This window comes from Actinocrinis sp. (assembly GCF_035946395.1).
Classification (GTDB): Bacteria; Actinomycetota; Actinomycetes; order Streptomycetales; family Catenulisporaceae; genus Actinocrinis.
In genome coordinates this window covers 1-22154 of sequence record NZ_DASYZI010000172.1, presented here as the reverse complement: position 1 = coordinate 22154, position 22154 = coordinate 1, and the positions used below count along the sequence as shown (strand labels likewise).

Here is a 22154-nt window from a genome sequence, read left to right as displayed (position 1 = left end):
CCCGCTCGCGTGCGATCAGGTCCCGGTACCAGTGCGCGGAGGACTTCAGGATCCGCTTCTGCGACGGGTAGTCCACGTAGATGATGCCGAAGCGCTTGCCGTATCCGTAGGCCCACTCGAAGTTGTCGTGCAGCGACCACGCGAAGTAGCCGCGCAGGTCCACTCCGTCGGCGACGGCGCGCGCGGCGGCGTCGAGGTGGTCGGAGACGTAGGAGATCCGCTCCGGGTCGTGCACCTCGCCGGTCGGGCCGACGTAGTCGTCGTTGGCCATGCCGTTCTCGGTGATGAGCATCGGGATGCCGTCGTAGTCCCGGTGCACCCGCATCAGCAGGCTGTACAGCGCGCTCGCGTCGATCGGCCAGTCCATCACGGTGCGTGGCAGGTCCTGGGCCGGGTACCGCAGGTCCTCGCAGCCCGGGTAGTCCGCCGCCATCGGCGCGCGCGGGCCGCCGTCGGGGGCGGCCACGGCCAGCGGCGTGTAGTAGTTGACGCCGAGCGTGTCGATCCGCGCGTTGATCGTGGCCGTGTCGCCCTCGCGGACGAACGACCAGTCGGTCAGCCGCTCGGTGTCGGCCAGCACGTCCTGCGGATAGGTGCCGCGCAGCATCGGGTCGAGGAACAGCCGGTTGGCGACGCCGTCGACGCGCCGCACCGCCTCGCGGTCCTCCGGGCTGTCGCTGGCCGCGCGCACCGCGCACAGGTTGAGCGTGACAGAGACCTGAGCCGACGGGCCCGCGGCCGCGCGCACCGCCTGCGCGGCGAGGCCGTGGGCGAGGTTCAGGTGGTGGACGGCGGCCAGGGACGAGGCCGGCTCGGCGCGGCCCGGCGCGTGCCGGCCGCTGCTGTACCCCAGGTACGCCGAGCACCATGGCTCGTTGAGCGTGGTCCAGAACGACACCCGGTCGCCGAGCCTGCGCGCGACGTGGCCCGCGTAGTCGCCGAACCGCAGCGCGGTCTCCCGGTTCGTCCAGCCGCCCGCGTCTTCGAGCGCCTGCGGCAGGTCCCAGTGATAGAGCGTCAGGAACGGCGTGATCCCGGCGGCGAGCAGCTCGTCCACCAGGCGCTCGTAGAAGTCCAGGCCGCGCTCGTTGGCCGCGCCGCGCCCCCCGGGCACGATGCGCGGCCAGGCGGTGGAGAAGCGGTAGGCGGTCAGTCCGAGGTCGGCCATCAGCCGGACGTCCTCGGCGAAGCGGTGATAGTGGTCGATCGCGACGTCGCCGTTGTCGCCGTTGCGGACGTTGCCCGGCGCGTGCGCGAACGTGTCCCAGATCGAGGGCTCTCGGCCGTCCTCGTTCCAGGCCCCTTCGATCTGGTAGGCGGACGAGGCCGCACCCCAGTGGAAGCCGACGGGGAAGCGGCGCGTGCCGACGGCGGTCGCCGCAGCCCCCTCCGTCCCGACTCCGACTCGGGAGGCTCCCGCGGTGACTGTCATGGGGAAACCCTTCTTCTTGTGGCCCGACCACAGCCGGGACCACCCCGCGCCGCACCCGACGCCCCTCGCCGGCGCGCTTTCTCGAAGAGCACCCTGTCGTGGGCCGACCACTGACCGTATTGTTCGCTTACCGGCCCGGTGACGCGGGCGCGGTGCCGTGTTAAGGCGTGAGTGTGCCTTGAGAGCGCTCTCACGGGTTCAGGATCGTTGCTGGGACGACTACTGTCAAACGGCGGGGACGAACGACCGTACGACCAGCGGTTCCAAATGAAAGTCACACGGCCGGGGCCGCTCGGCCGGGTCTGGCCGCGGCGTTCAGCCGGCGTGATGTCGCGGTGTAACGACCCTGTATTGAAGCCGTGCACGGCCGTGCGTTGTGACGCTCCATCATGGCGTTGTCACGTGGTGTCGCTACGTCGTGTCATGGCCCTCTTCGGGCTTGACCGCGGCCGACGGCGCGGGGTCGACCGACGCGCAGCGGCAGACGGGCTTTCAGCCGCACACAAGGCCATGGCCATGCTTGAAGAGCCGTCATGGCTCTGCGTTACCGGCTGCTGCGCGTTTCGGCCCGGTGCTATGGTCGCCGAATGTCCGTGACCACCGCGACACGTCCTCGCCTGTTACGCCGAGGGCGCGTCGCCGTGTCGCTGCTCTTCCTGTTCTACGGCGTGATCCTGGGCGCGTGGACGTCGCGGATTCCCGCCGTCAAGCAGGGGCTCGGCGTCAGCGACGGCCAGCTCAGCTTCGCGCTGCTTGCTTTCGCCGCCGGAGCGATCGCGGGCATGCAGGCGGTCGGGAGGCTGGTGGATCGCTTCGGCAGCAGGCGGGTCATGCTCCCCGCCGCGCTGGTGGACGGCGGCATGCTGCTCGCGCCGGCCTTCGCCCCGAACCTGCCGCTGCTCGTGCTCGCGCTGTTCGGGTTCGGCTCGGTGCACGGAACGCTCAACGTCGCGATGAACGCCAACGCCGTCGAGGTGCAGCGGGCATGGCAACGGCCGATCATCTCGTCGTTCCACGCGGTGTACAGCATCGGCGGCTTCATCGGCTCGGCGGCCGGGGGCTTGTTCGCGCGGGGCGGACTCGGCCCCGCCACGACGTTCGGGTCCGTCACCGCGTTCGTCGTGCTCGGCGTCGCCTGGTCGTCCCGCTGGGCCTACTCGCCTTCGGCGGGCGGGCACACCGTGCAAGCCGACACACGACCTGACGCTGACGCACAACCTGACGCCGTAGCCGAACTCCGGGGCAGGGCCAGAATCCCCGGCTCAGTCCTCTTCCTCGGCGCGCTCGCGTTCTGCTGCATCGCCGGTGAGGGCGCGGCGGCCGACTGGAGCGCCGTCTACCTGCACGACAACCTGGGTGCCGGCGCCGGATTCGCGGCGAGCGCCTATGCCGCCTTCTCCATATGCATGACCGCCGGGCGGCTGGTCGGCGACCGGCTCACCGCCGCGCTGGGCCCGGTGCGCCTGGTGCGCGGCAGCGGCGTGCTCGCTTCCGCCGGCCTGGCCGTGGCGCTGCTGATCGGCGCGCCGGTCGCGGGCGTGATCGGCTTTGGCTGCCTCGGCGCCGGCCTGTCCGTCATCGTGCCGCAGGTCTTCTCCACCGCGGGCAGCCGCGACCCGGCCCGCGCGGGCGAGGCCATCGCCCGGGTGGCCAGCCTCGGTTTCCTCGGCTTCATCGTCGGACCGATACTCATCGGCGGCGCGGCTGAACTCGTCGGCCTGCCTGCGGCCCTGGCGATCCCAGTCGTGCTCGTGCTCGCGGTGGCCGCCGCCGCTTCCGCGCTGCGCCCCGCCCAGCCGAGCCAGGCTAATCTGGGTGGATGATCAGACCCGCCACACCGGACGATGTGCCCGCGATCCTCGGCATGGTTCGCGAACTGGCCGAGTATGAGCGTGCCCGGCACGAGGTGCGGGCCACCGGGGCGCAGTTGCGCACCGCCCTGTTCGGCGAGCACCCCGCCGTATACGCGCACATCGCCGAGGACGAGGAGACCGGCGAGGCGGTCGGCTTCGCCCTGTGGTTCCTGAACTTCTCCACCTGGCTCGGCACGCACGGCATCTACCTGGAAGACCTCTACGTCAAGCCGCACACGCGCGGCCAGGGCCACGGCCGCGCCCTGCTCACCAGGCTGGCGCAGATCGCCGCCGAGCGCGGCTACGGCCGGGTCGAGTGGTCGGTGCTGGATTGGAACGACCCCTCGATCGCCTTCTACAAGTCGCTCGGCGCCGTGCCGATGGACGAGTGGACCGTCTTCCGCCTCACCGGCGACGCCCTCGGGCGGCTCGGCGCTTCGGGTCTCCCGGGCGCTGCCGAGGCCTGACGCTCGCACCGGCCGCCGTTCCCGGCTTTCCGACGCTCGTGGCCGCTGACGTTCCCCGCGGCTGACCTCGCTTCTGACGTGCGCGGCGCTCGCCCGCCGCGCGCACTGTCGGTGCCTCGCGCCACCATGGAAGCGTGTTGTTCACCGACGTCGTCCGCGTCTCCGCCGCTGTGGCGGCGACACGCTCGCGGCTGGCTAAGGTCGCCGCACTGGCCGCGGTCCTGCGCGCAGCGGCGGATCCGGGCAGCCCGGAAGGCGTGCGCGTCGTGGCGGCCTTCCTGGTCGGCGTCCCGCTCCAGGGCAGGTTCGGCACCGGTTGGCGCACGCTGGTCCAGGTGGACGCGCCGCCGTCCGACGGCCCGAAGCTGACCGTCTCCGAAGTGGACAGCGCGCTGGAGAGCCTCGCCGGAACCTCCGGCGCCGGTTCGCGCGGACGCCGCGCCGAGTTGCTCGGCGCGCTGCTGCGCGCGTCCACCGCCGACGAGCAGGGCTTCCTGATCCGCCTGCTGACCGGTGAGCTTCGGCAGGGTGCGCTCGAAGGCGTCATGCTCGACGCGATCGCCGAGGCCGCCGACGTGCCCGGCGAGCGGGTTCGCAGAGCCTTCATGCTCTCCGGCTCGCTGCCGGACACCGCCGCGGCCGCGCTGTACGGCGGCGCGGGCGCTCTCGCCGGGTTCGGCCTGCGGGTCGGCCGTCCGATCCGGCCGATGCTCGCCTCCCCGGCCGAGTCCCTGGACGCCGCGCTGGCCGAGCTCGGCGAGGCCGGCGTCGAGTACAAGCTGGACGGCGCGCGCATCCAGGTGCACCGGGACGGCGCGAAGGTCGCCGTGTATACCAGGACCCTGCGTGAGATCACCGCGAGCGTGCCTGAGCTGGTCGAGCTGGTGCGCGCGCTGCCGTGCGAGACCGTCGTGCTCGACGGGGAGACCCTGGCGCTGACCGACGACGGCCGCCCCCGGCCGTTCCAGGAGACGATGAGCCGGTTCGGTGCTACCGGAGAGCGCGACCTGCTGCTGCATCCCTACTTCTTCGACTGCCTACACCTGGACGGTACCGACCTGCTCGACGCGCCGCTGGCCGAGCGTCACAGTGCGCTGATGCGGGTGGCGGGGCCGTACGTCATCCCGGGCGTCCAGCGGCCGTCCGCCGAAGAAGCGGGCGTGCTGCTCGACGCCGCGCTCGCGGCGGGGCACGAGGGCGTCGTGGTCAAGTCCCTCGCCGCGCCCTACGCCGCGGGGCGGCGCGGGCGGGCCTGGCAGAAGGTCAAGCCGGTGCACACCCTCGACCTGGTGGTCCTGGCCGCCGAGTGGGGTCACGGCCGCCGTTCGGGCTACCTGTCCAACCTGCACCTCGGCGCCCGCGACCCGGACGGCGGCCCGCCGGTCATGGTCGGCAAGACCTTCAAGGGCCTGACCGACGAGCTGCTGGCCTGGCAGACGGAGCAGTTCCCCCGTTACGAGCGGCGTCGCACCGACTGGACCGTGTACCTGCGGGCCGAGCTCGTCGTCGAGATCGAGCTCGACGGCGTGCAGGTCAGCCCGCGCTATCCCGGCGGCGTGGCGCTGCGGTTCGCGCGCGTGCTGCGCTACCGGCCCGACAAGCGGGCCGAGGACGCGGACACCATCACCGCGGTGCGGGCCCTGCTGCCGGTCGCCAGGCCGCAGGGCCGAGCTGACCGGGCCGGCGACTGAGCCGGGCCGCCGGGGTCACAGAATCCGCGGGCCAAGGTATCCAAAAGATTTCCAGGTCTGGATTTTGCCTGAGCTAGACGAACCGCACCCTTCCCCCGACCGCGCGGAGCTGACACACTTATTCATGATCAGACACCCCACCCCGTCTGATCCATCACCCGGCGTGTGGATTCGTTCCCGTCGGATGGGCCCCCGGCATCGCATCCCCCCCGTGATGCCGGGGGTCATCAATTTTCTGCCGTAGTCCCCGCCTCTGGTCCCGTCTCTTCCGGCTGCGCCCCGGTCGGCGTGTGCGGGCTCTTCGAACTTGACCATGGCCTTGTGTGCGGCTGTTAGCTCGTCCGCCGCTGAGTGCTGGCCGGCCCTGCGCCCGCCGGCCGTGGTCGAGTTCGAAGAGGGCGCTCACGGCTGCGTGCCCGTCTCGCGCAGCAGTTTCCGCAGCTCCTCGGCCTCGGGCAGCCCCACCTGCTCGAACAGCTCAAGGGCGCGCAGCCAGTGCCGCCGCGCCGCCGCCGGCCCCCGGGTGAGCGTGAGGATGTCGCCGATCCGCCGCAGCGCCCGCGCCTGCTCGGCCGGGGCGGCGGCCCGGCGCGCGCGTGCCAGCGCACTGCGATACGCCTGGAGCGCCTCCGGATACCGCACCTGCTGACGGTAGACGTCGCCGAACGCGTGCTCCACCCTGACGTGCAGCACCGGGTCGTCGATCTGCCTGACCAGAAGCAGGGCCCGTTGAAGGTCGATGAGCGCCTGCGACGAACGCTGCAAGCGCAGGTAGGGCTCCGCGGCGTTGAGCAGCGTCTCGATCTCGTTGCGCACGTCCCCCACTTCCTGGAACGTGTCGCGCGCGCTGCGGAACGAGTCGAGCGCGGCCTGGTGGTCGCCGAGCCGGCCGTGCAGCTCGCCTATGTTGTTGGCCAGGATCGCAAGGCTCTGCCTGCTGCCGATCTCCCGGGTGATCGCCAGGGCCAGCTGGTAGTGCTCCATCGCCTCGGGCAGCCGGCCGAGCATTTGACGGGCGACGGCCAGGTTGTTGAGGCTGTCGCGTTCGAGCGGGCGGTCGCCGATCTCGCGCGCGATGCGCAGCGCCTCCTCGAAGTTCGGCACGGCCAGCGCGGGCGAGCCGAACTCGACGGTGAGCAGCCCCAACTGCCGGGTGGCCAGGGCGAGGCCGCGCCGGTCGCCGAGCCGCTCCCACAGCGCCGCGCCGGCACGCAGGCTCTCCTCGGCCGCCGCGCGGCGTCGCGCCTGCCAGTGGATCCGGCTCAGTTGCAGCAGCGCGTCCGCCTCGCCGGCCGCGTCGCCGGCCTGCCGGCGCAGGTCGAGCGCCGCCTGCGCGCACCCGAGCGCGGAGTCGAGCCGGCCGAGCCGCCAATACGACTCGGCCAGGCCGGTCAGCGCCGCGGCCTGCCCCGCGCGGTCGCCGAGCGTCAGCCAGGCTTGCAGGGCGTGCTCGTGGACCTCGATCGCCTCGTGCCAGCGGCCCTGACCGTGCAGGAACACCGAGAGCGGCTGCGGGATCCGGCCGGCGTGCTCGAACCAGCGGTGCTCCAGGCAGTACCGAACCACTTTGAGGGCATTGACGTACTCGGCCGAGAACCAGGCCTGCGCCAGCGCGAGCGTGTCGACGCGCGGCAGGTCACCGGCCGGCCGCGCCGAGTCCGCATCCGGCTTGCGGTCATGCGGTTGCAGCGCGTGCGCCGCGGCGTCCGCGACGAACAGGTAGAAGTCGAGCAGCCTGCCGACTGCCTCGCCGCGGGTGCGCTCGTCCTCCTCCTGCTGGGCACGCTGCGCCGCGTACCCGCGTAAGAGGTCGTGCATCCGGTAGCGGTGGCGGTCGGGCTCCTCGACCAGGTTGTGCCTCATCAGCGCGTCGAGTGCCCGCATCGTCTCCGAGCGGGAGCCGCCGAGCAGCATCGCGGCCGCGTGCAGGCTGATCTGGTCGCCCGGATGCAGGCCGAGCCGCCGGAACAGCCGCTGCTGCGTCTGCGAGAGCGCCCGGTAGGACAGGTCGAAGGCGATCCGGACCGGCCGGGTGAGCTCGTCGCCGTCATCAGGCTCCTTCCACGCGTCGGCGACCCGCTCGACCAGGTCGCCGACCCGCCACGACGCGTGCGAGCGGAAGTAGCCGGCCGCCACCGCGATCGCCAGCGGCAGCTCCCCGCACAGCCGGGTCAGCTTGGCGAGCAGCTCCGGGGCGTCGATCCGGCCGGCTCCCGCGAAGCGGTGGAACAGCGCGGCCGCGTCGGCCGAGTCCATCGAATCGAGCGACCGGGTACGCGCCGCCTCAAGCTGGGTGATCCGGGTACGCGAGGTGATCAGCACCAGGCTGCCCGCGCCCACCGGTATCAGGCGGCGTATCTGCTCGGCGTCCTGCGCGTCGTCGAGCAGTATCAGCATCCGCCGGTTGGCGGTACGGGCGCGCCAGAGCGCGGCGCACGCCTCGGTGGACGCGAGTTGCCCGGCCTCCGAGGTCTGCACGCCGATCATGCCGAGCAGCGTCACCAGCGCTTCGCCGGGTTCCATCGCCCCGTGGTGCAGATCGTGGCTGCGCAGGTTCAACTGGAGCGCTCCGTCGGGGAACGATTCCCGCAGCCGGTGCGCCACGTGCAGCGCGAGCGTGGTCTTGCCGACGCCCGGCATGCCGGCGATCACGTGCAGCGAGGACGAACCCGCGCGCAGGTCCTCGTGCACGGCGTCGGACAGCTCGCGCACTTCGCCCGCCCGCCCGGTGAAGTGCGGCGGATCGCGGTCCAGGGTGTCCGTTGGCGCCGTTGTCGCAGTGAGCTGAGTTCTCACGGGCTGGGGCTGTGCCGGTTGGAGCAGCGGGTCGCCCTTCAGGATGCGCTGATGCAGGGCTCGAAGTTCATGTCCGGGATCGATGCCGAGCTCGCGCCGCAACCTGCGGCTGGTTTCCCGGTACAGCACAAGGGATTCCGAGAGCCGGCCGGCGTTGTACAGCGCCGTCATCAGCAGTCCGACGACTTTCTGGTCGAGCGGGCCGCGGCTGGTCAGCGGCGTCAGCTCGCCGATCAGCTGGTCGTGGTGGCCGAGCCGCAGTTCGAGTCCGGCACGCTTGAGCACGGCGGCGCGCCGCTGTTCGAGCAGCGAGTAACGCGTCGCCTCGGCCCACTCCCCGGTCAGTCCCGCCAGAGGCTCGCTGTCGAACAGCGCGAGCGCTTCGCGCAGCAGGCCGGCCGCGAGCGCCGGTTCGTCCCCGGCCACCGCGTCGGCCTCCCGGGCCAGCCGTCTGAAGCGGTTCACGTCGATGCGCTCGGCGGGAACCTCCAACCGGTATCCCTGGTTCGGCGCGGTGATCAGCGAAGCCTGATCGGCGCCCGCCTCGCGCAGCCGCCTGCGCAGTCGCGAGATGTAAGCGTGCAGATTCTCGCGCGCCTTCGGCGACGGCTCGTCGCCCCAAACACACGTCACGACGGTGTTCACCGACACGGTCCGGCCCGCCGACAGCAGCAGCACGGCGAGGGCGCAGCGTTCCTTCCCGCTGCCCAGATCCTGCCGCTCGCCCTCGACCCATAGCTCGACGGCCCCCAGTACGCGAAAATCCACGAGCGTCCCTCCGCCCGGCGGCCCGCCCCGCGCCCGACCGCGATTCGCATTCCGCACTTGCTGCGCATTCAGGATCTGCTGGATTCCGCTGCGCATACGGAATCCATCGCACATTCGGAAATCCACCGCGCATACGGTACCCATTGTGACGCAAGAGTGACTCAGGATCCAGAGATACCCGTTGCGCGCGAGTCGCGCACGCGCCCCGTGCGAGCGACATTTCCGCTGCATATGCGGTGCAAGGTAATCGTCAAACCCGATGCAAGCCGGGTGTCATACGCCGGTGGCACATTCCCATCAGGAATCTGTCGTGCGGGACGGAGGACGAAGGAGACGGGGAAATGAGTGTCGTGTCAATGGCGCAATGGCGCAAGGTGCCGATCGGGCCGGACGCGCAGCGGTGGAGCACGCGGACCGGTTGCGCGACGGTGCTCGTGGTGGTGGACACGGTGACCAGCGGCCAGCGGCTGCTGGACACGGCGCGGCTGTTCGAGGCGGACTTCCGGGTCCAGGTGCTGTTCACCAGCCCGGCCGGCGGCGTCTTCGACAACGGCGTCGGCGACTTCCTCACCGGCATCGGCGCCCTGGTGGTGCCGTGGCGGCAGGCGGTCGAGGCGAGTTTCACCCTGGCGATCGCGGCCGGCCACGAGGGCGTGCACGAACTGCACACGCCGGTGGTGCTGCTGCCGCACGGCGCGGGCTTCACCAAACGGGTGTCGGCCGGCCAGTACGGCCGCGCGGTGCAGGCGCGGGACACCTACGGTCTCGGTCCGCAGTGGTTGCTGCGGGACGGGGCGCTGGTGCCCGCGGTGATCGTCCTGGCTCACGACGAGGAGCGCGCCCGGCTGGAGCGGACCTGCCCGCAGGCGGTCCCGCACGCGGTGGTCGTCGGCGATCCGTCGTACGACCGGATCGTCGCCAGCCTGCCGCGGCGCGTCGACTACCGGGACGCGCTCGGCGTGCCGCCGGGGCGGCGGCTCGTGACGGTCACCACGACGTGGGGCTCGTCCTCACTGCTGGGCAGGGCGCCTGATCTGCTCGGGCGGCTGGTGGCACAGCTGCCGCGCGACGAGTATCAGGTCGCTGCGCTGGCGCATCCCAACGCGTGGTTCGGGCACGGTCGCTGGCAGATCCAGGCATGGCTCACCGACGCGCTGCGCGGCGGGCTCGGCCTGGTCCCGCCGGAGGCGGACTGGCGGGCCGTGCTGGCGGCGTCCGACATCGTCGTGGGCGACCACGGTTCGCTCAGCCTGTATGCCACCGCGGCCGGTGTTCCGGTCGTGTTCGGGGCGCCGCTGTCGCGTGACATCGATCCGGCGTCGCCGATGGGCGAGTTGGCGCGGGTGGCGCCGCGGCTCACCGCCCACCGGTCGCTCGCCGCGCAGCTGAGCCGGCTGAGCGCGGACTATCGGCGCGAGGACTACGCGCAGGTCGCGGCGCGCATCACCTCGCAGCCCGGCCGCTTTTCGCGCAACATGCGCCGGCTGCTGTACCGGCGGCTGGGTCTGTCCCAGCCCGCCGTCACGGCGCCGCTGGAACCGGCCGAGGTGCCGACGCTGATCCGGCGCCCGCCGGCCGGCGGGCTGCGATCAGCACCCTCATCATGATCAGCCCCTTGTCATCATTGGCGGGAAGGAGTTTCGCATGAGCAGCAGGATCGTCGTCGTGGGCGTCGCGAGCCTGTATCTGACCATGCCGGTCGAGCGGTTCCCGATTCCGTACGCGCCGACGAGGCAGCCGCAGTGGGCGCACGTCGGCGTCGGCGGGATCGGCTCGCATGTCGCCCGGGTGCTCGGCGCGCTGGGCGACCAGGTCAGCCTGTGCAGCGTGGTCGGGGACGACCTGGCCGGCGTGGCGATTCGGCGCGAGCTGGCCCGGCACGGCCTGGACGGCCCGGCGGTGGTCACCGGACCGAGCTCGTCCATGGGCCTGGTCCTCGTCGACTCCAGCGGAAAGCGGGCCGGTCATCCGTTCCTGCGCGCGGTCGACGCGGTCGAGTATCCGCCGGACGTGTTCGACCGCGCCGCTCAGGGCGCTGACATGGCCGTCATCACCAACACGGTGTTCGCCCGGGCGTTGCTGCCGCGGGCGAAGCGGCTGAATCTGCCGGTCGCGGTGGACGTGCACCTGATCGGCTCGCTGGACGATCCCTACGACCGGCCGTGGTTGGAAGCAGCCGACGTACTGTTCTGTAGCCACGAGTCGCTGCCGTGCTCGCCACGCAACTGGATCGGCCGGGTGTTCGCGCGGTATCAGGGGTGCACGATCGTCGCCGTCGGCCGGGGCGCGCATGGCAGCATGCTGGGACTGCGGGACGGAACGCTCGTGGAGGCCCGCGCGGCGCCGCCGCGTGGAGTCGTCAACACCACCGGAGCCGGCGACGCGTTGTTCGCCTCGTTCCTGCACGGCTGGCTCGCCACCGGCAATGCGGCGCAGTCCCTGGCGCAGGCGGTGCTGTTCGCCGGATGGAAGATCGGCGAGGCCTCGCCGGTCGAGGCCACGCTGACCGCGGCGCAGCTCGAACAGCTGCGCGCGGACCATCCCGTGCAGGTGAGCGTCAGTCGCTGGGATCGCGGTCGAGGACGCTGCGAGCCAGCGGCGTAAGTGATCGAATACGTCGGCTCAACCACGCGGTCTGCGGCGAGCCGAACCCGACCAGCAGTTCCGTGGCGCGCAGGTAGTGTCTGCGCGCCACGGCCACGTCACCGGTCTGCTCCGCAAGCTCACCGAGATAGCCCAGGGCCTCCGCCTGCCCGAATCCCGAGTCCACGGACTGCATCGCGCGCAGCGCGGAATCCAGCTCGCGCTGCGCGTCGTCGTACGTGCCGGTCCGGCCGTGAGCACGGCCGATCAGCATATGCAGGTGCGCGAGACTGTAGACGTCCGGTGAACCGTCAAGCACCGAGGCCGCCTCAAGCAGTGAGGTCTTCGCCTGATCGGCCTTCCCGGACTCGATGAGTGCGTCACCGAGATCGATCAGCGTGAGCCCGACCTGTCGACGATCACCGAGCCTGCGATGGGTCTCCAGCGCACGGTTGAGATACCCGACGGCCGTCTTCGCCTCGCCGCGCCGCAGATGGCCGACGCCAAGGCTGTCCAGCGCGGTGGCCTCGCGATGCGTCTCGCCCGCCGCGCCGAACAGGGCGGCGGCATCACCGAGCACTGAGATCGCGTCCTCGTAGCGCCCGACGTCCGTGTACAACAGGCCGAGCCTTCGCAGCATGCGTGCTTCGTGGTCCGACTTGCCGAGCGAGCGCGCACACTCAAGCCCGAGCAGATCGAACTCCTCCCACACGCGGTAGTACTTCCGGTACGCGAACAGCGCCCACATCTGCCCGGCCAGCCGCAGCGCGAAGTCGGCGCGTCCCGAACCGGCCGCGTGCCGGGCGAGCGACAGCAAGTCGTGAGCTTGCGCATCCAGCCAGTCCAAGGCGTCTTTCATGTCGGCGAATTGCCGGGGCGCCACCACAGTTGGGACTGGTTCCGGAACATCGCGCCGATAAGGCCGGACGGCTGTCGCCGCCGAGATCGCACTCGCGAGATACCAGTCCATTACGCGCACAATCGCCGCGCCCTGCTCCTCCCGATGCTCTGCGGCCTCTCCCATCTCGCGCGCGTGCAGCCTGACCAGGTCGTGGAACACGTAGTCCTCGGAATCAACCTGCTGCAACAGGTTCGCGTCCGCCAGCACCTGAAGCAGCGTCCGCACCTGCTCCGCCGACAGTGCCGCCGCTGCACTCGCCGGAGCCGTGTTGATGCGCGAAACGGGCAAGGCGCCAAGCAGTCGATAGAGCCGCGCCACGTCCTGCGGCAGATCCCGGTAGCAGGCGTCGATGATCTGCCGCAAACCGTCCCCCTCCACCGCGAGCCGCGCCAGCCTGCGCTGTTCGTCCGCCAATTCCGCGGCCATACCCGACAGCCCCTGATACGGCCGTGCCGCCAGTTGTGCGCCGACGATGCAAAGTGCCAACGGCAGTCCGCCGCACAGCCGGGCCACCTCGCGCGCCGACGCCGGATCGCCGTCGACGCGCCCCGTTCCGGCGACGTCGGCGAGCAGCCGAACCGAGTCGTCCACGGGCAGCGGTGCGACCGTGAGCCAGCGCGCGCCGTCGAGAGCCAGCCCCGCCAGCCGCCAAGTGCTCGTCACCAGAGTCGTCGCGGACGTGCCACCGGGAATCAGCGGCCGTATCTGTGCGGTGGAGACGGCGCCGTCGAGCAGCACGGCGATGCGCCGCCCGGCGGTGACCGAACGGTAGAGCGCGACGCAGTCGGCGAGGCTGGTGGGCAACAGCTCGGGCGGGACCGCGAACGCGGTCAGGAAACTGCGAAGGATCGCGTACGGCGAGGCCGGTTCGTCCAGCACCCGCAGATCCGCGTGAAGCTGCCCGTCCGGGAAGAGCTCGCGATTGCGGTACAGCCAGGTGAGCCCGAGCGCGGACTTCCCGACTCCGGCGGGTCCTTCCAGCATGACCAGCGCCGGCCCGGCGGTCAGATCAGGCCTCGACATCTGATCCAGCCGGGTGAGTTCCTGCGCCCGGCCCAGGAACCGCGGCGGCGGGGCGGGCAGTTGCCGCGGCACTGGGGCGAACGTCGCAGGCGTCTGATGGAAGTGGATCCCGCCGTGCACGGCGCCCGCCTGGACCACCGAGCCGGACACCGTGCCGCCGAGCCAGTTCCGGTCCGCCGCCCCGATCGTCTCGTCCGGTCCGCCGAGTAACGTCACGCAGGCCCCCAAACCCCCACCCTGCGTATCAGGGCTCTACGAGTTCGATCCGTGCGAGTCCAGCCGTTATGAACGTAGCGCCAGACTGGCGCCGCGCGAAGACCCGTCTCACGCCTTCGTCAGTACCACGCGACAGTTCAGCGCGACGGACCACCGGATGAGATGGAGAATCCGGGGCTGCCGCCGGGCCGTCTCCCACATTCGGATGGTCCACTCGCTCACCCCGAGCAGTTCGCCGAGCGACTCCTGGGTGTGATCCGCCTCGATCCGCGCCTGTTTGAGCGCGGCCGCGATCCGTCTGATCTCGTAGTCCTCGAAGGACTCCAGCCGGCGCGGGGTCGGCCGGTGCCCGACGGACCGCCGCCTTCGGTCGACGATGTTCACGGTGTAATCGAGCGCGTGCGCCCATCGCACGAAGCTGCCGGCGGACGGCAGGTCGGCGTAGTTCTCCCATTTCCCGACGACTATTTCCGCCATGCCGAGCCGTGCGCCCAGGCCACGCTGGGAAAGCGCGCGTTGCAGCCGAGCGGCCTGCAACTGGAGTATCAGACCACTCAAATACTCGCGCGCGGAACCCGCGTCGTCCGTGAATGAGTCACGCGGCACGGCATCGTCTTTTCTGCCGCACCGATATCGGAATTCGCATTGAACACCCACCCACCTCGGGGTGGCGTTTACCCGGGTTTGCGTACTTTGAAACCGCCACCCCGCAAGGAAGCTCCCTAGGGAGCGTGATGGTCAAGTGTTCGTGGAGGTGGCCACCCGATCGAGTGATCCAAGACGTGACGAGAGGCGCCGCGACGAGCCTGCCGTCGCGGCGCCTGCGGTGTGGGGTGAGGTCACGGGCTAGCGGTGAGTTACGAGAGCGGACATCCAGATTAGAGCCGCGGCCACGTTCAGCAGAGTCATTCTGTTCATTCAGAACCCTGTCATATATCGACCCGTGGCTGCGTAGTGGCAGCCACGGCTTAGCGTAGCTCCGGCCTGTCATAAATTCATCTAATCTGAGTCGTCTATATGCAAAGCAGCGGCAAAGATGTATGAAAGTCGGTGATGCTTTGGTATGTCCGCACGGAAGTACGAGTTGAACCATGCGATGCGGCGCAGCGTATGAGCGATTAGGCGCAGAACGGGATGGCGGTGCGGTTCCCGGGTATGGGGCTAGGTCCGGGGCCGGTGTGAAGTGGTGAGCAGCGAACTGGGAGGTTGGACGTGCGCGGACTGGAGCCGATGCGTTCGCGCGTGGACGACGTGCTGGGGCGGTTTCTCGGTGCGCGGCTGGAGGAGACGGGCCCGGGTGGCGCCGAACAGGAATTCGTGTCCGGGATCGCCGACCTGGTTTCGCGCGGCGGAAAGCGTTTGCGCGCGGCGTTGTGCGTGCTGGGGTGGGTCGGCGCCGGGGGAGCGGTGGACGACGCGATCGTACGCGCCGGTGCCTCGCTGGAACTGCTGCACGCATGTGCTCTGATTCACGACGACGTGATGGACCGCTCGGCGACTCGGCGCGGCGGGGTGGCGCTGCATCGCGGATTCGCCGCGCGGCACGCCCGCGACTCGTGGCACGGCGACTCGGAGCAGTTCGGCATCGGCGCCGCGATCGCCGCCGGCGATCTGTGCCTGGTGTGGGCGGACCGGCTGCTGAGGGAGAGCGGACTGCCGGCTGCCGCCGTGGAGCGCGGCCGGCCGGTCTACGACGCGATGCGGGCCGAGACGATCCGTGGACAGTACCTTGATCTGGTTGCCCAGGCTCGCGGATCGTTCGACGTCGATGATGCGCTGACCGTCGCGCGGACGAAGACCGCCGCCTGCACGACGACAGGACCGCTCTGCTTCGGCGGCGCGTTGGCCGGTGCGGACGGGCGGCTGATCGCGGCGTATGAGGCGTACGGCGTGGCGCTCGGGCTCGCGTTCCAGTTGCGGGATGACCAACTCGGCGCGTTCGCCGATCCGGCGGTGACGGGCAAGCCGTCGGGCGACGACCTGCGTGACGGTAAGTGCACCGTGCTGCTGGCCGAGGCGTATCAGCGGCTGGATTCGGCTGGCCGGGGACGGTTGCGGGCGCTTGTCGGGCGGGGGACGTCCGACGCTGTCGCGGAACTGCGCGGGTTGCTGGACGACTCCGGGGCCAGGGACGCGGTCGAGGAACGCATCGCGATGCTGGGGAAGCAGGCCATTGAGGCGCTCGACGCGGCTGCGTTCGCCGTGCCGGACGACGGGGACGCCGCGGACGGTGGCTGGGGCTGGGGGAGCGTGCGGGATTCGCTGGCGGGGTTGGTGGCGACGGTCACCCGAGGGTGAGCGGCCTCCACGGGTCACCAGTGGGGAACGCGAGCCAGCAGCACCGCTGTCGCCAGCGCGGGTGTGGCGTACGAAAGCAGCCGGAGCGCACCGTCGAGCGGGCCGAGTATCGTGGCCTGGTCGAGCGGCACGGATGAGCCGTCGTCGAGATCGACGACACCGGTGACGGTGATCGCGCGACGTCGCAGCATGCGCGCGGGGGTGCTCAGCCGCCGCTGCGCCGCGGACAGGAACGTGGCGCCGAGAACGGCGATCACGGCGCCGAGCGAGCTCGGACTGTTCAAGGGCGGGGCCTGTGCGACGTAGCCCACTGCGGCCGGGAACGCGCCCCAGGCGAGCGCGAATCCGAGGTCTGTGTGCAGAACGCCGCCGAAGAGCTCCAGGTTGTAGCCGAGGACGAGGAAGATCCCGACGAGCACGAACGGGATGAGGACCGGCCCGGTGTGCGGCAGTGTGGCGATCCCGAGCGCGGTCGCGCCGGCCAGGGACACGGTCGCCGCGATCCACAGGGCGCGATCGCTGATGGAGGTGCGCAGCGGGCGCCCGTTCCATTCGTCGAGCGCGTGCGCCGCGACGCCGACCGCCAGCGCGAACGCCAGGAGCGTCGCGCCGAGGATCAACCAGTCGACGTGCGGCGCGAGAGCCGCACCGATCGTGACGTATGACAGATGCCAGAGGGTGTACGGCGGATGCAGGATCGTCCACCAGTCCCACCGCGCGCCGCCGCGCCTGGCGTAGAAGGCCGGGGTGAGCGGGCCGGTTCTGCCAGTCCCGCCAGGCCCGCCGGTCCCGCCCGGCTCAGCCATCGGCTGCCCTCCCGCGCTTGCGCCCCCACATGACCAAACCGCCGCCGAGACTCATCGCGCGCGTCCCGACGTGTTCGATGCCTGCTTCACGCCACTGCGCGACCGTCTCGTCCGCCGGATGCCGCTGGTAGTGCTCTGAGATGGAAGGGCCGAGGAACCGGCCGACCTGCGCCCACTCGCGCCCTCCGGTGAGGTATCCGGCGGCCGGGAGCCCGGTGCCCGTGTACGCCCGCCAGGCGGCGTGCCAGACCGGGTGGCCGGGCACGGCGAATTCGAGGCTTGCGACGGCGCCGCCGGGCCGCACGACCCGGGCCAGTTCGCGCAGCGTGGCGGCCGGATCGGTCACGTACCGCAGCAGGTACGTGAAGGTCAGCGCGTCGAAGGACTCGTCGGGGAACGGGAGTCGCTCGGCCCGTCCGGCGACGAGCCGGATCCGTGCCTCGGCGCCGTGCAGCCCGACGCGTCTTCGGCCCTCGCGCAGCATCTCTTCCGTGAGGTCCACCCCGACGACGTCCACCGGAGCCTTCCGGATCCAGGCCAGCGCGACCCCCGCGGTGCCCGTCGCCACGTCGAGCACGCGGCGCGCCCCGGGCTCGACGCGCAGCGCGGCGTCGATCATCGCGTGCCGCCAGCGGCGGTTCTGGCCGAACGAGAGCACCTCGGCGAGCAGGTCGTACTTCTTCGGCAAACCGTCGAACAGGCCTTGGGTGAACTCGTTGGCCTGCGCGTCGGTGTCCCAGTGCGTGCGCATCCGAGCCTCCTCGGAGTTCACACATACCCAGCGGCGCGCCGATGAACGTGCGCGGTCGCCGCGAACCCCTCGATCGCTGCTCAGTCCCCCGGTCGGCCGAACGCCGGACCGCTGCGCGTGGGGACGTGCGCGAGGCGTGGTTACGGTTGGTGCGGCAGGCCAGTCGCAGGAGGGAGAGGATCCGTGCCGGCATCGTATTCCCATGGATCAACCACAATCGTCGTGGTCGCGGCGTTGATCACGGTAGGGCTCACCGCGTCGCCGGCAACTGCGTCACCGGCGAATGCGTTGGCCAACGTGTCGTCGCCGGCCGCCGTGCCGACGGTGCAATCCGTCAGCGACGGGAGGCTATCCGCCGAGCGCCCGTAGCCGCTGCTACGGCCGGGATGATGACGATCACCAGCACCTTCAGCGGTAGCGAGATCCCGCGTGAGCGTTGGAAGGCCGAGACCGGTTGCAGGAGGGCTTTGGTCGGCGTCGGAGTGGGAGTCGGCGCCGGGCTTGGTGACAGTCGTGGACTCGGCGCCGGCGGGAGCACGGCGGCGGGAGTGCTGCGCGCCGCTGCCGAGGTCGGCGGCGGAATGGATGGTGTAACGACCGGGGTGGGCGCGGGTGGCGTGCTGGGCACCGGAACTCCGGTGTACGAAGCCTCCGCGACTGTCTGCACCCTGAGAACCCGGCTCGGCTGCGGGCCCTGCGCAGTGAGCGGCCGGTCCCACACCCAGTTCCCGGTGATCGTCACGCGGCTCACGTGTACACCCGGGGCCGGAGTGAGCGTCGCGTTACAGGCAACTGATTCCCCGGCGTCGAGCCGTTCGACGATCGCTCCGCCGTCACCGCAGCTGAAGTCCGACAGCGGCGGCGGATCCTGCGCGGAGACCTCTGACAATGGCACCGAACCGGCGTTGAGCACGGTCACGGTCGCCGGTACCGGGCTGCCCACCGGTAGCGCAGGGCTCGACTGTCCGCTGCCGAGGCTGAGGCTCGCGCTCAATGCGGGGACGACGGCCGTGTAATCCACCCTGTCCGCGTCGCTGAGCATGACATCGAGAAGCGTCACGGTGCCTGTGGCCGTGACGGTGCTGTGGTGCTTACCCTGCATTGCCGCGAAGGCCACCGTGCAGGAGGACGAACTGAGCGGCGGCAGCGTCGCCAAGGTCGGCGTGCCATGAGGGCCGCAGCGCATGGCGGCGCCGTTCGCGTCGGGGTCGCTCACGGAGACGTCGCGCAGCGCCAGCAGGCCCCTGTTACGCACGGCGTAGACCCGCTGGACGGGATCGCCCGCGATCGTTTCGTAACTCGCCGCCTCGTCGGCGGGCAGCGTGTCAGTGGTCGTGGACAGCTGGAGTGCGCCGAGGTCGAGGTCGAGACCTGGAAGAAGGGCGTTGTTCGGGGTTGCGGTGTTCGGGATTGTGGTGTTCGGCAAGGCGGCGGGCTGCGTGCCGTTCGCGGGCAGCGGCACCACCGCGATGCCGAGCCCGAGCGCCAGGATGGTGACGCGTCCGCGCGTCCGGCGCCGCCTGTGCGAGGACTGAGACGACCGATACGGCCGGTACGACCGAGACCGGTTTCTACGCATTCGAAGGCACCGGTCCCGTCATGAGCCGGTCATGAGTTCGCGCAACGGCTGTTGGCTGGCGTGGATGATGCCGTGATACGGGGACTGGAGCGCCAGCACGAGCCAGAACGCCAGGACGACCAGCGCCGTGGTGATCACGAAGCCGGTGAAGGCCACGGCGTCGGTGCGCAGGCCGAGGGCGAGCGGTGTGGCGATGGTGATCAGGCTCAGCAGGGCCAGCGCGATGAGCAGCAGGGCCGGGACGCTGTTCGACGACTTGGCCAACCGGTCGTCGCGGGCGTCCGCGACCTGGTTGATCTCGCTGATCGCCTCGTCCTCGATGGTGCCCGCCGACGCGCCGGCGGCGACCGGATAGGACACGGCGGCGCGGGCGTCCTCCAGGATGTGCGCGGCGGGCGCGTCGGTGTTCACGTCCGTTCCGGCCTTGGGCGGCCACTCGGTGTTCAGCACGCTGGTGGCGTATTCGTGCGCTGCGTTGATCAGCGGCGTGCCCTCCGACGCAGGCATCCGGTCGGCCGTTTGCACCAGGGCCTGGAGCCCGGCGGCCTCGGCGCGCACATCGCCGCTCACGTCCGAGATGTTCTGCCAGGTCACCACGACGACGAGGGAAAGCAGCACCATGTAGAGCGTGCCGATGAACAGGTTGATGTACTCAAGGGCCGGCCGGTCCTCCCGCTCCTCCAGCCGCTTCCCCTCGATGCGGCGCCGATCCAGGATCACGAGCACTGCCACCGCGACGGCGACAAGGCCGATCAGAATCGCGAGCCCCACGGCTCGACCCCTCCCTTTGACTTGTCAGGTTGGTTTGCCAGGCTGTGTTGTCAGGCTGATTTGTCAGGGCATGCCATCCGTTCCACGCCACGGCGGCACTGTCAGCATTCCCGAGAACAGGTGAGCGCGCGGTCACTCGATCGGGTGATAACGCGTGGTGGTGTACCAGGGCTCTGCCAGCGCTCGGAGGTGAGAGAAGCGCCCGGCCGGGCGCACTCACGGCGCGGCCGGACGCGAGCGCTGCCCGGGGCGATCGCCGACTTGGACGCGTCACCGCCGTCGTGCCGTGTCCGACTGGAGCGCGCCGCCGGTTGGACAGGCCTGATCGGCGTTAGTGTGGTCCTGGTCACGGTGGGTACGACCAGGACGCGTCCCGTGGCGTTGAGGCACCTGTGGTGCTCAGATGGGTGCTCAGACCGACACAGCCCGCGCGACGCGCAGGTGACAGCCGCGGCGGCAAGGAGGCCCCGATGCCAGGATCCGAAGCATTCGTCATCGTCGGAGCGAGCCTGAGCGGTGCGAAAGCCGCCGAGGCACTGCGCGCGAAGGGCTACGACGGCCGGATCGTGCTGGTCGGCGAGGAGCCGCATCTGCCATACGAGCGGCCACCGCTGTCGAAGGGCTATCTGATCGGCAAGAGCGAACGCGAAAAGGCGTTCGTGCACCCGGAGTCCTGGTACGCCGAGAACCAGGTCGAGCTGCGCACCGGCAGCCATGTGGCCGCCATCGACCGCGCTTCGCACCAGGTGCGGCTGGCCGACGCGACCCGGCTCGACTACGCCAAGCTCCTGCTGGCCACCGGCGCGAGCCCGCGGCACCTGCCGGTGCTCGGCGGCAACGCCGACCGGGTGGTCTATCTGCGCACCATCGACGACTCCGAGCGGCTGCGCGGACTGTTCGGCCAGATCGGGCGGCTGGTCGTGATCGGTGCCGGGTGGATCGGCCTGGAGGCCGCCGCAGCGGCCCGCGCGGCCGGGGTGGACGTGGTCGTGGTCGAGACCGAGCAGCTGCCGTTGCAGCGCGTGCTCGGGCCGGAGATGGGCGAGCACTTCGCCGAGCTGCACCGGCGCAACGGGGTCGACTTCCGCTTCGGCGAGATCGTCGGCGAGATCACCACGGAGGGCGGGTACGCGACCGGCGTGCGGCTGCGCGACGGTTCCGTCCTGGCGACGGACGCCGTGCTCGCGGCGATCGGCGTGTCGCCCAACACGCAGCTCGCGCAGGACGCCGACTTGCCCGTGGACAACGGCGTGCTGGTGGACGCCGCGCTGCGCACCGACGACCCGGACATCTACGCGGTCGGCGACGTCGCGCGCGCCTACCACCCGCGCTACAAGCAGCACATCCGGGTGGAGCACTGGGCCAACGCGCTGAACCAGCCGCAGGTGGCGGCGGCCGGGATGCTCGGCGAGCAGGCCGAGTACACCCGCCTGCCGTACTTCTTCACCGACCAGTACGACCTCGGCATGGAGTACGTCGGCTACGTCGAGCCGGGCGGCTACGACCGGCTGGTGACCCGCGGCGACCCGGCCTCCGGCGAGTTCATCGCGTTCTGGCTGGCCGAAGGCCGGGTGCTGGCCGGGATGAACGTCAACGTCTGGGACGTGACCGAGTCGATCCGCGCGTTGATCGAGTCGGGGGCGCAGGTCGATCCGGAGGCGCTGGCCGACCCCGGGACAGCGCTGGACTCGCTGGCCGGGTAGCGCCGGACGGGGACGGCGCGGGTTGGGAACAGCGCAGGTTGGGAACGGCGGTGGTCGGGCGATCAGCCCGATCATGTGACCATCCGAATCACGTGACCAGCACTGTGAAGCTGCGTCCGGCGGACGTCCACGTCGTCGCCGGTCGATAGCCGAGGGGCTCGGCGAGCGCGCGCAGTGCGGTGGCGCCGACGCTGGCCCACGGCACCGGCGTGCCCCGCTCGCCGAGGCGCAACGCGTGCCGCTCGTCGCGCTCGTCGGCGGCCGTCTCGACCAGCAGCTCTCCGCCGCGCGGCAGTAGCAGATCCTTGATTCTGGTGAGCAGGGCTGTGGGGTCGCCGCCGATGCCGATGTTCCCGTCGATCAGCAGCGCATGCGGCCAGCGGCCCTCGCCGGGCAGCCGGTCGAACACCGAGCGGTGCAGCGCCATCGCTCCGGCGGCCCGCGCGATTAGCAGCGCGACCGGCGTGACGTCCACGCCGAGCGACGGGACTCCGCGCCTGGCGAGTTCGGCGGCCA

15 protein-coding genes and 1 pseudogene are annotated in these 22154 nt (G+C 70.8%); 7 read left to right on the top strand and 9 right to left on the bottom strand.

Annotated elements, in window-relative coordinates:
• The coding region (locus VGS97_RS11005) for a GH1 family beta-glucosidase (RefSeq protein WP_326853248.1) at nucleotides 1-1432 on the bottom strand (1432 nt) is incomplete at its 3' end.
• 587 nt (nucleotides 1433-2019) lie between these two features.
• Between VGS97_RS11005 and VGS97_RS11000 the strand changes: the two genes are divergently transcribed.
• From VGS97_RS11000 to VGS97_RS10990, 3 genes are all read left to right on the top strand, one after another.
• Complete coding sequence (locus tag VGS97_RS11000; RefSeq protein WP_326853247.1) at nucleotides 2020-3255, top strand: MFS transporter; 1236 nt, start codon at nucleotides 2020-2022, stop codon at nucleotides 3253-3255.
• Nucleotides 3252-3752: a GNAT family N-acetyltransferase gene (locus VGS97_RS10995; RefSeq protein ID WP_326853246.1), complete on the top strand. Its 501-nt coding sequence runs from the start codon at nucleotides 3252-3254 to the stop codon at nucleotides 3750-3752. Before VGS97_RS11000 ends, VGS97_RS10995 begins: the two co-directional genes overlap by 4 nt.
• A 134-nt stretch (nucleotides 3753-3886) precedes the next feature.
• A complete protein-coding gene (locus VGS97_RS10990) occupies nucleotides 3887-5443 on the top strand; it encodes an ATP-dependent DNA ligase (protein WP_326853245.1) in 1557 nt (518 codons plus the stop codon).
• Nucleotides 5444-5845: 402 nt separating this feature from the next.
• Here VGS97_RS10990 and VGS97_RS10985 read toward each other — a convergent pair whose 3' ends face one another.
• Complete coding sequence (locus VGS97_RS10985) at nucleotides 5846-9007, bottom strand: AfsR/SARP family transcriptional regulator (RefSeq protein WP_326853244.1); 3162 nt, start codon at nucleotides 9005-9007, stop codon at nucleotides 5846-5848.
• 341 nt (nucleotides 9008-9348) lie between these two features.
• Between VGS97_RS10985 and VGS97_RS10980 the strand changes: the two genes are divergently transcribed.
• A complete protein-coding gene (locus VGS97_RS10980; protein WP_326853243.1) occupies nucleotides 9349-10614 on the top strand; it encodes a hypothetical protein in 1266 nt (421 codons plus the stop codon).
• Between the two features lie 37 nt (nucleotides 10615-10651).
• Entirely contained in the window at nucleotides 10652-11611 is a 960-nt protein-coding gene (locus tag VGS97_RS10975; RefSeq protein WP_326853242.1) for a carbohydrate kinase family protein, read from the top strand.
• On the opposite strand, the gene VGS97_RS10970 is transcribed toward VGS97_RS10975, so the two are convergent.
• Nucleotides 11565-13730, bottom strand: a complete 2166-nt coding sequence (locus VGS97_RS10970) for a tetratricopeptide repeat protein (protein WP_326853241.1) — start codon at nucleotides 13728-13730, stop codon at nucleotides 11565-11567. The two genes, VGS97_RS10975 and VGS97_RS10970, sit on opposite strands and share 47 nt — an antisense overlap.
• A gap of 108 nt (nucleotides 13731-13838) precedes the next feature.
• Entirely contained in the window at nucleotides 13839-14336 is a 498-nt protein-coding gene (locus VGS97_RS10965) for a helix-turn-helix transcriptional regulator (RefSeq protein WP_326853240.1), read from the bottom strand.
• 606 nt (nucleotides 14337-14942) lie between these two features.
• On the opposite strand from VGS97_RS10965, the gene VGS97_RS10960 reads away from it, so the two are divergent.
• Entirely contained in the window at nucleotides 14943-16028 is a 1086-nt protein-coding gene (locus VGS97_RS10960; RefSeq protein ID WP_326853239.1) for a polyprenyl synthetase family protein, read from the top strand.
• A gap of 14 nt (nucleotides 16029-16042) precedes the next feature.
• Here the strand turns inward: VGS97_RS10960 and VGS97_RS10955 are convergent, their stop codons facing one another.
• The 4 genes from VGS97_RS10955 to VGS97_RS10940 form a co-directional block, all read right to left on the bottom strand.
• Nucleotides 16043-16834 carry a hypothetical protein gene (locus VGS97_RS10955; RefSeq protein ID WP_326853238.1) on the bottom strand — a complete coding sequence of 264 codons (792 nt, stop codon included), beginning with the start codon at nucleotides 16832-16834 and terminating at the stop codon, nucleotides 16043-16045.
• Entirely contained in the window at nucleotides 16827-17585 is a 759-nt protein-coding gene (locus VGS97_RS10950; protein WP_326853237.1) for a class I SAM-dependent methyltransferase, read from the bottom strand. The genes VGS97_RS10955 and VGS97_RS10950 overlap by 8 nt, the downstream gene beginning before the upstream one ends.
• Before the next feature lie 334 nt (nucleotides 17586-17919).
• Nucleotides 17920-19164, bottom strand: coding sequence for a hypothetical protein (locus VGS97_RS10945; protein ID WP_326853236.1), 1245 nt, complete (start codon nucleotides 19162-19164; stop codon nucleotides 17920-17922).
• 18 nt (nucleotides 19165-19182) lie between these two features.
• Entirely contained in the window at nucleotides 19183-19935 is a 753-nt protein-coding gene (locus tag VGS97_RS10940) for a hypothetical protein (protein WP_326853235.1), read from the bottom strand.
• 470 nt (nucleotides 19936-20405) lie between these two features.
• On the opposite strand from VGS97_RS10940, the gene VGS97_RS10935 reads away from it, so the two are divergent.
• The gene (locus tag VGS97_RS10935; RefSeq protein WP_326853234.1) at nucleotides 20406-21638 is read left to right on the top strand and encodes an NAD(P)/FAD-dependent oxidoreductase; all 1233 of its coding nucleotides are present in this window, start codon (nucleotides 20406-20408) and stop codon (nucleotides 21636-21638) included.
• An 88-nt stretch (nucleotides 21639-21726) separates the two neighbouring features.
• Here VGS97_RS10935 and VGS97_RS10930 read toward each other — a convergent pair.
• A pseudogene (locus VGS97_RS10930) lies at nucleotides 21727-22154 on the bottom strand (SAM-dependent methyltransferase); the annotation flags it as partial.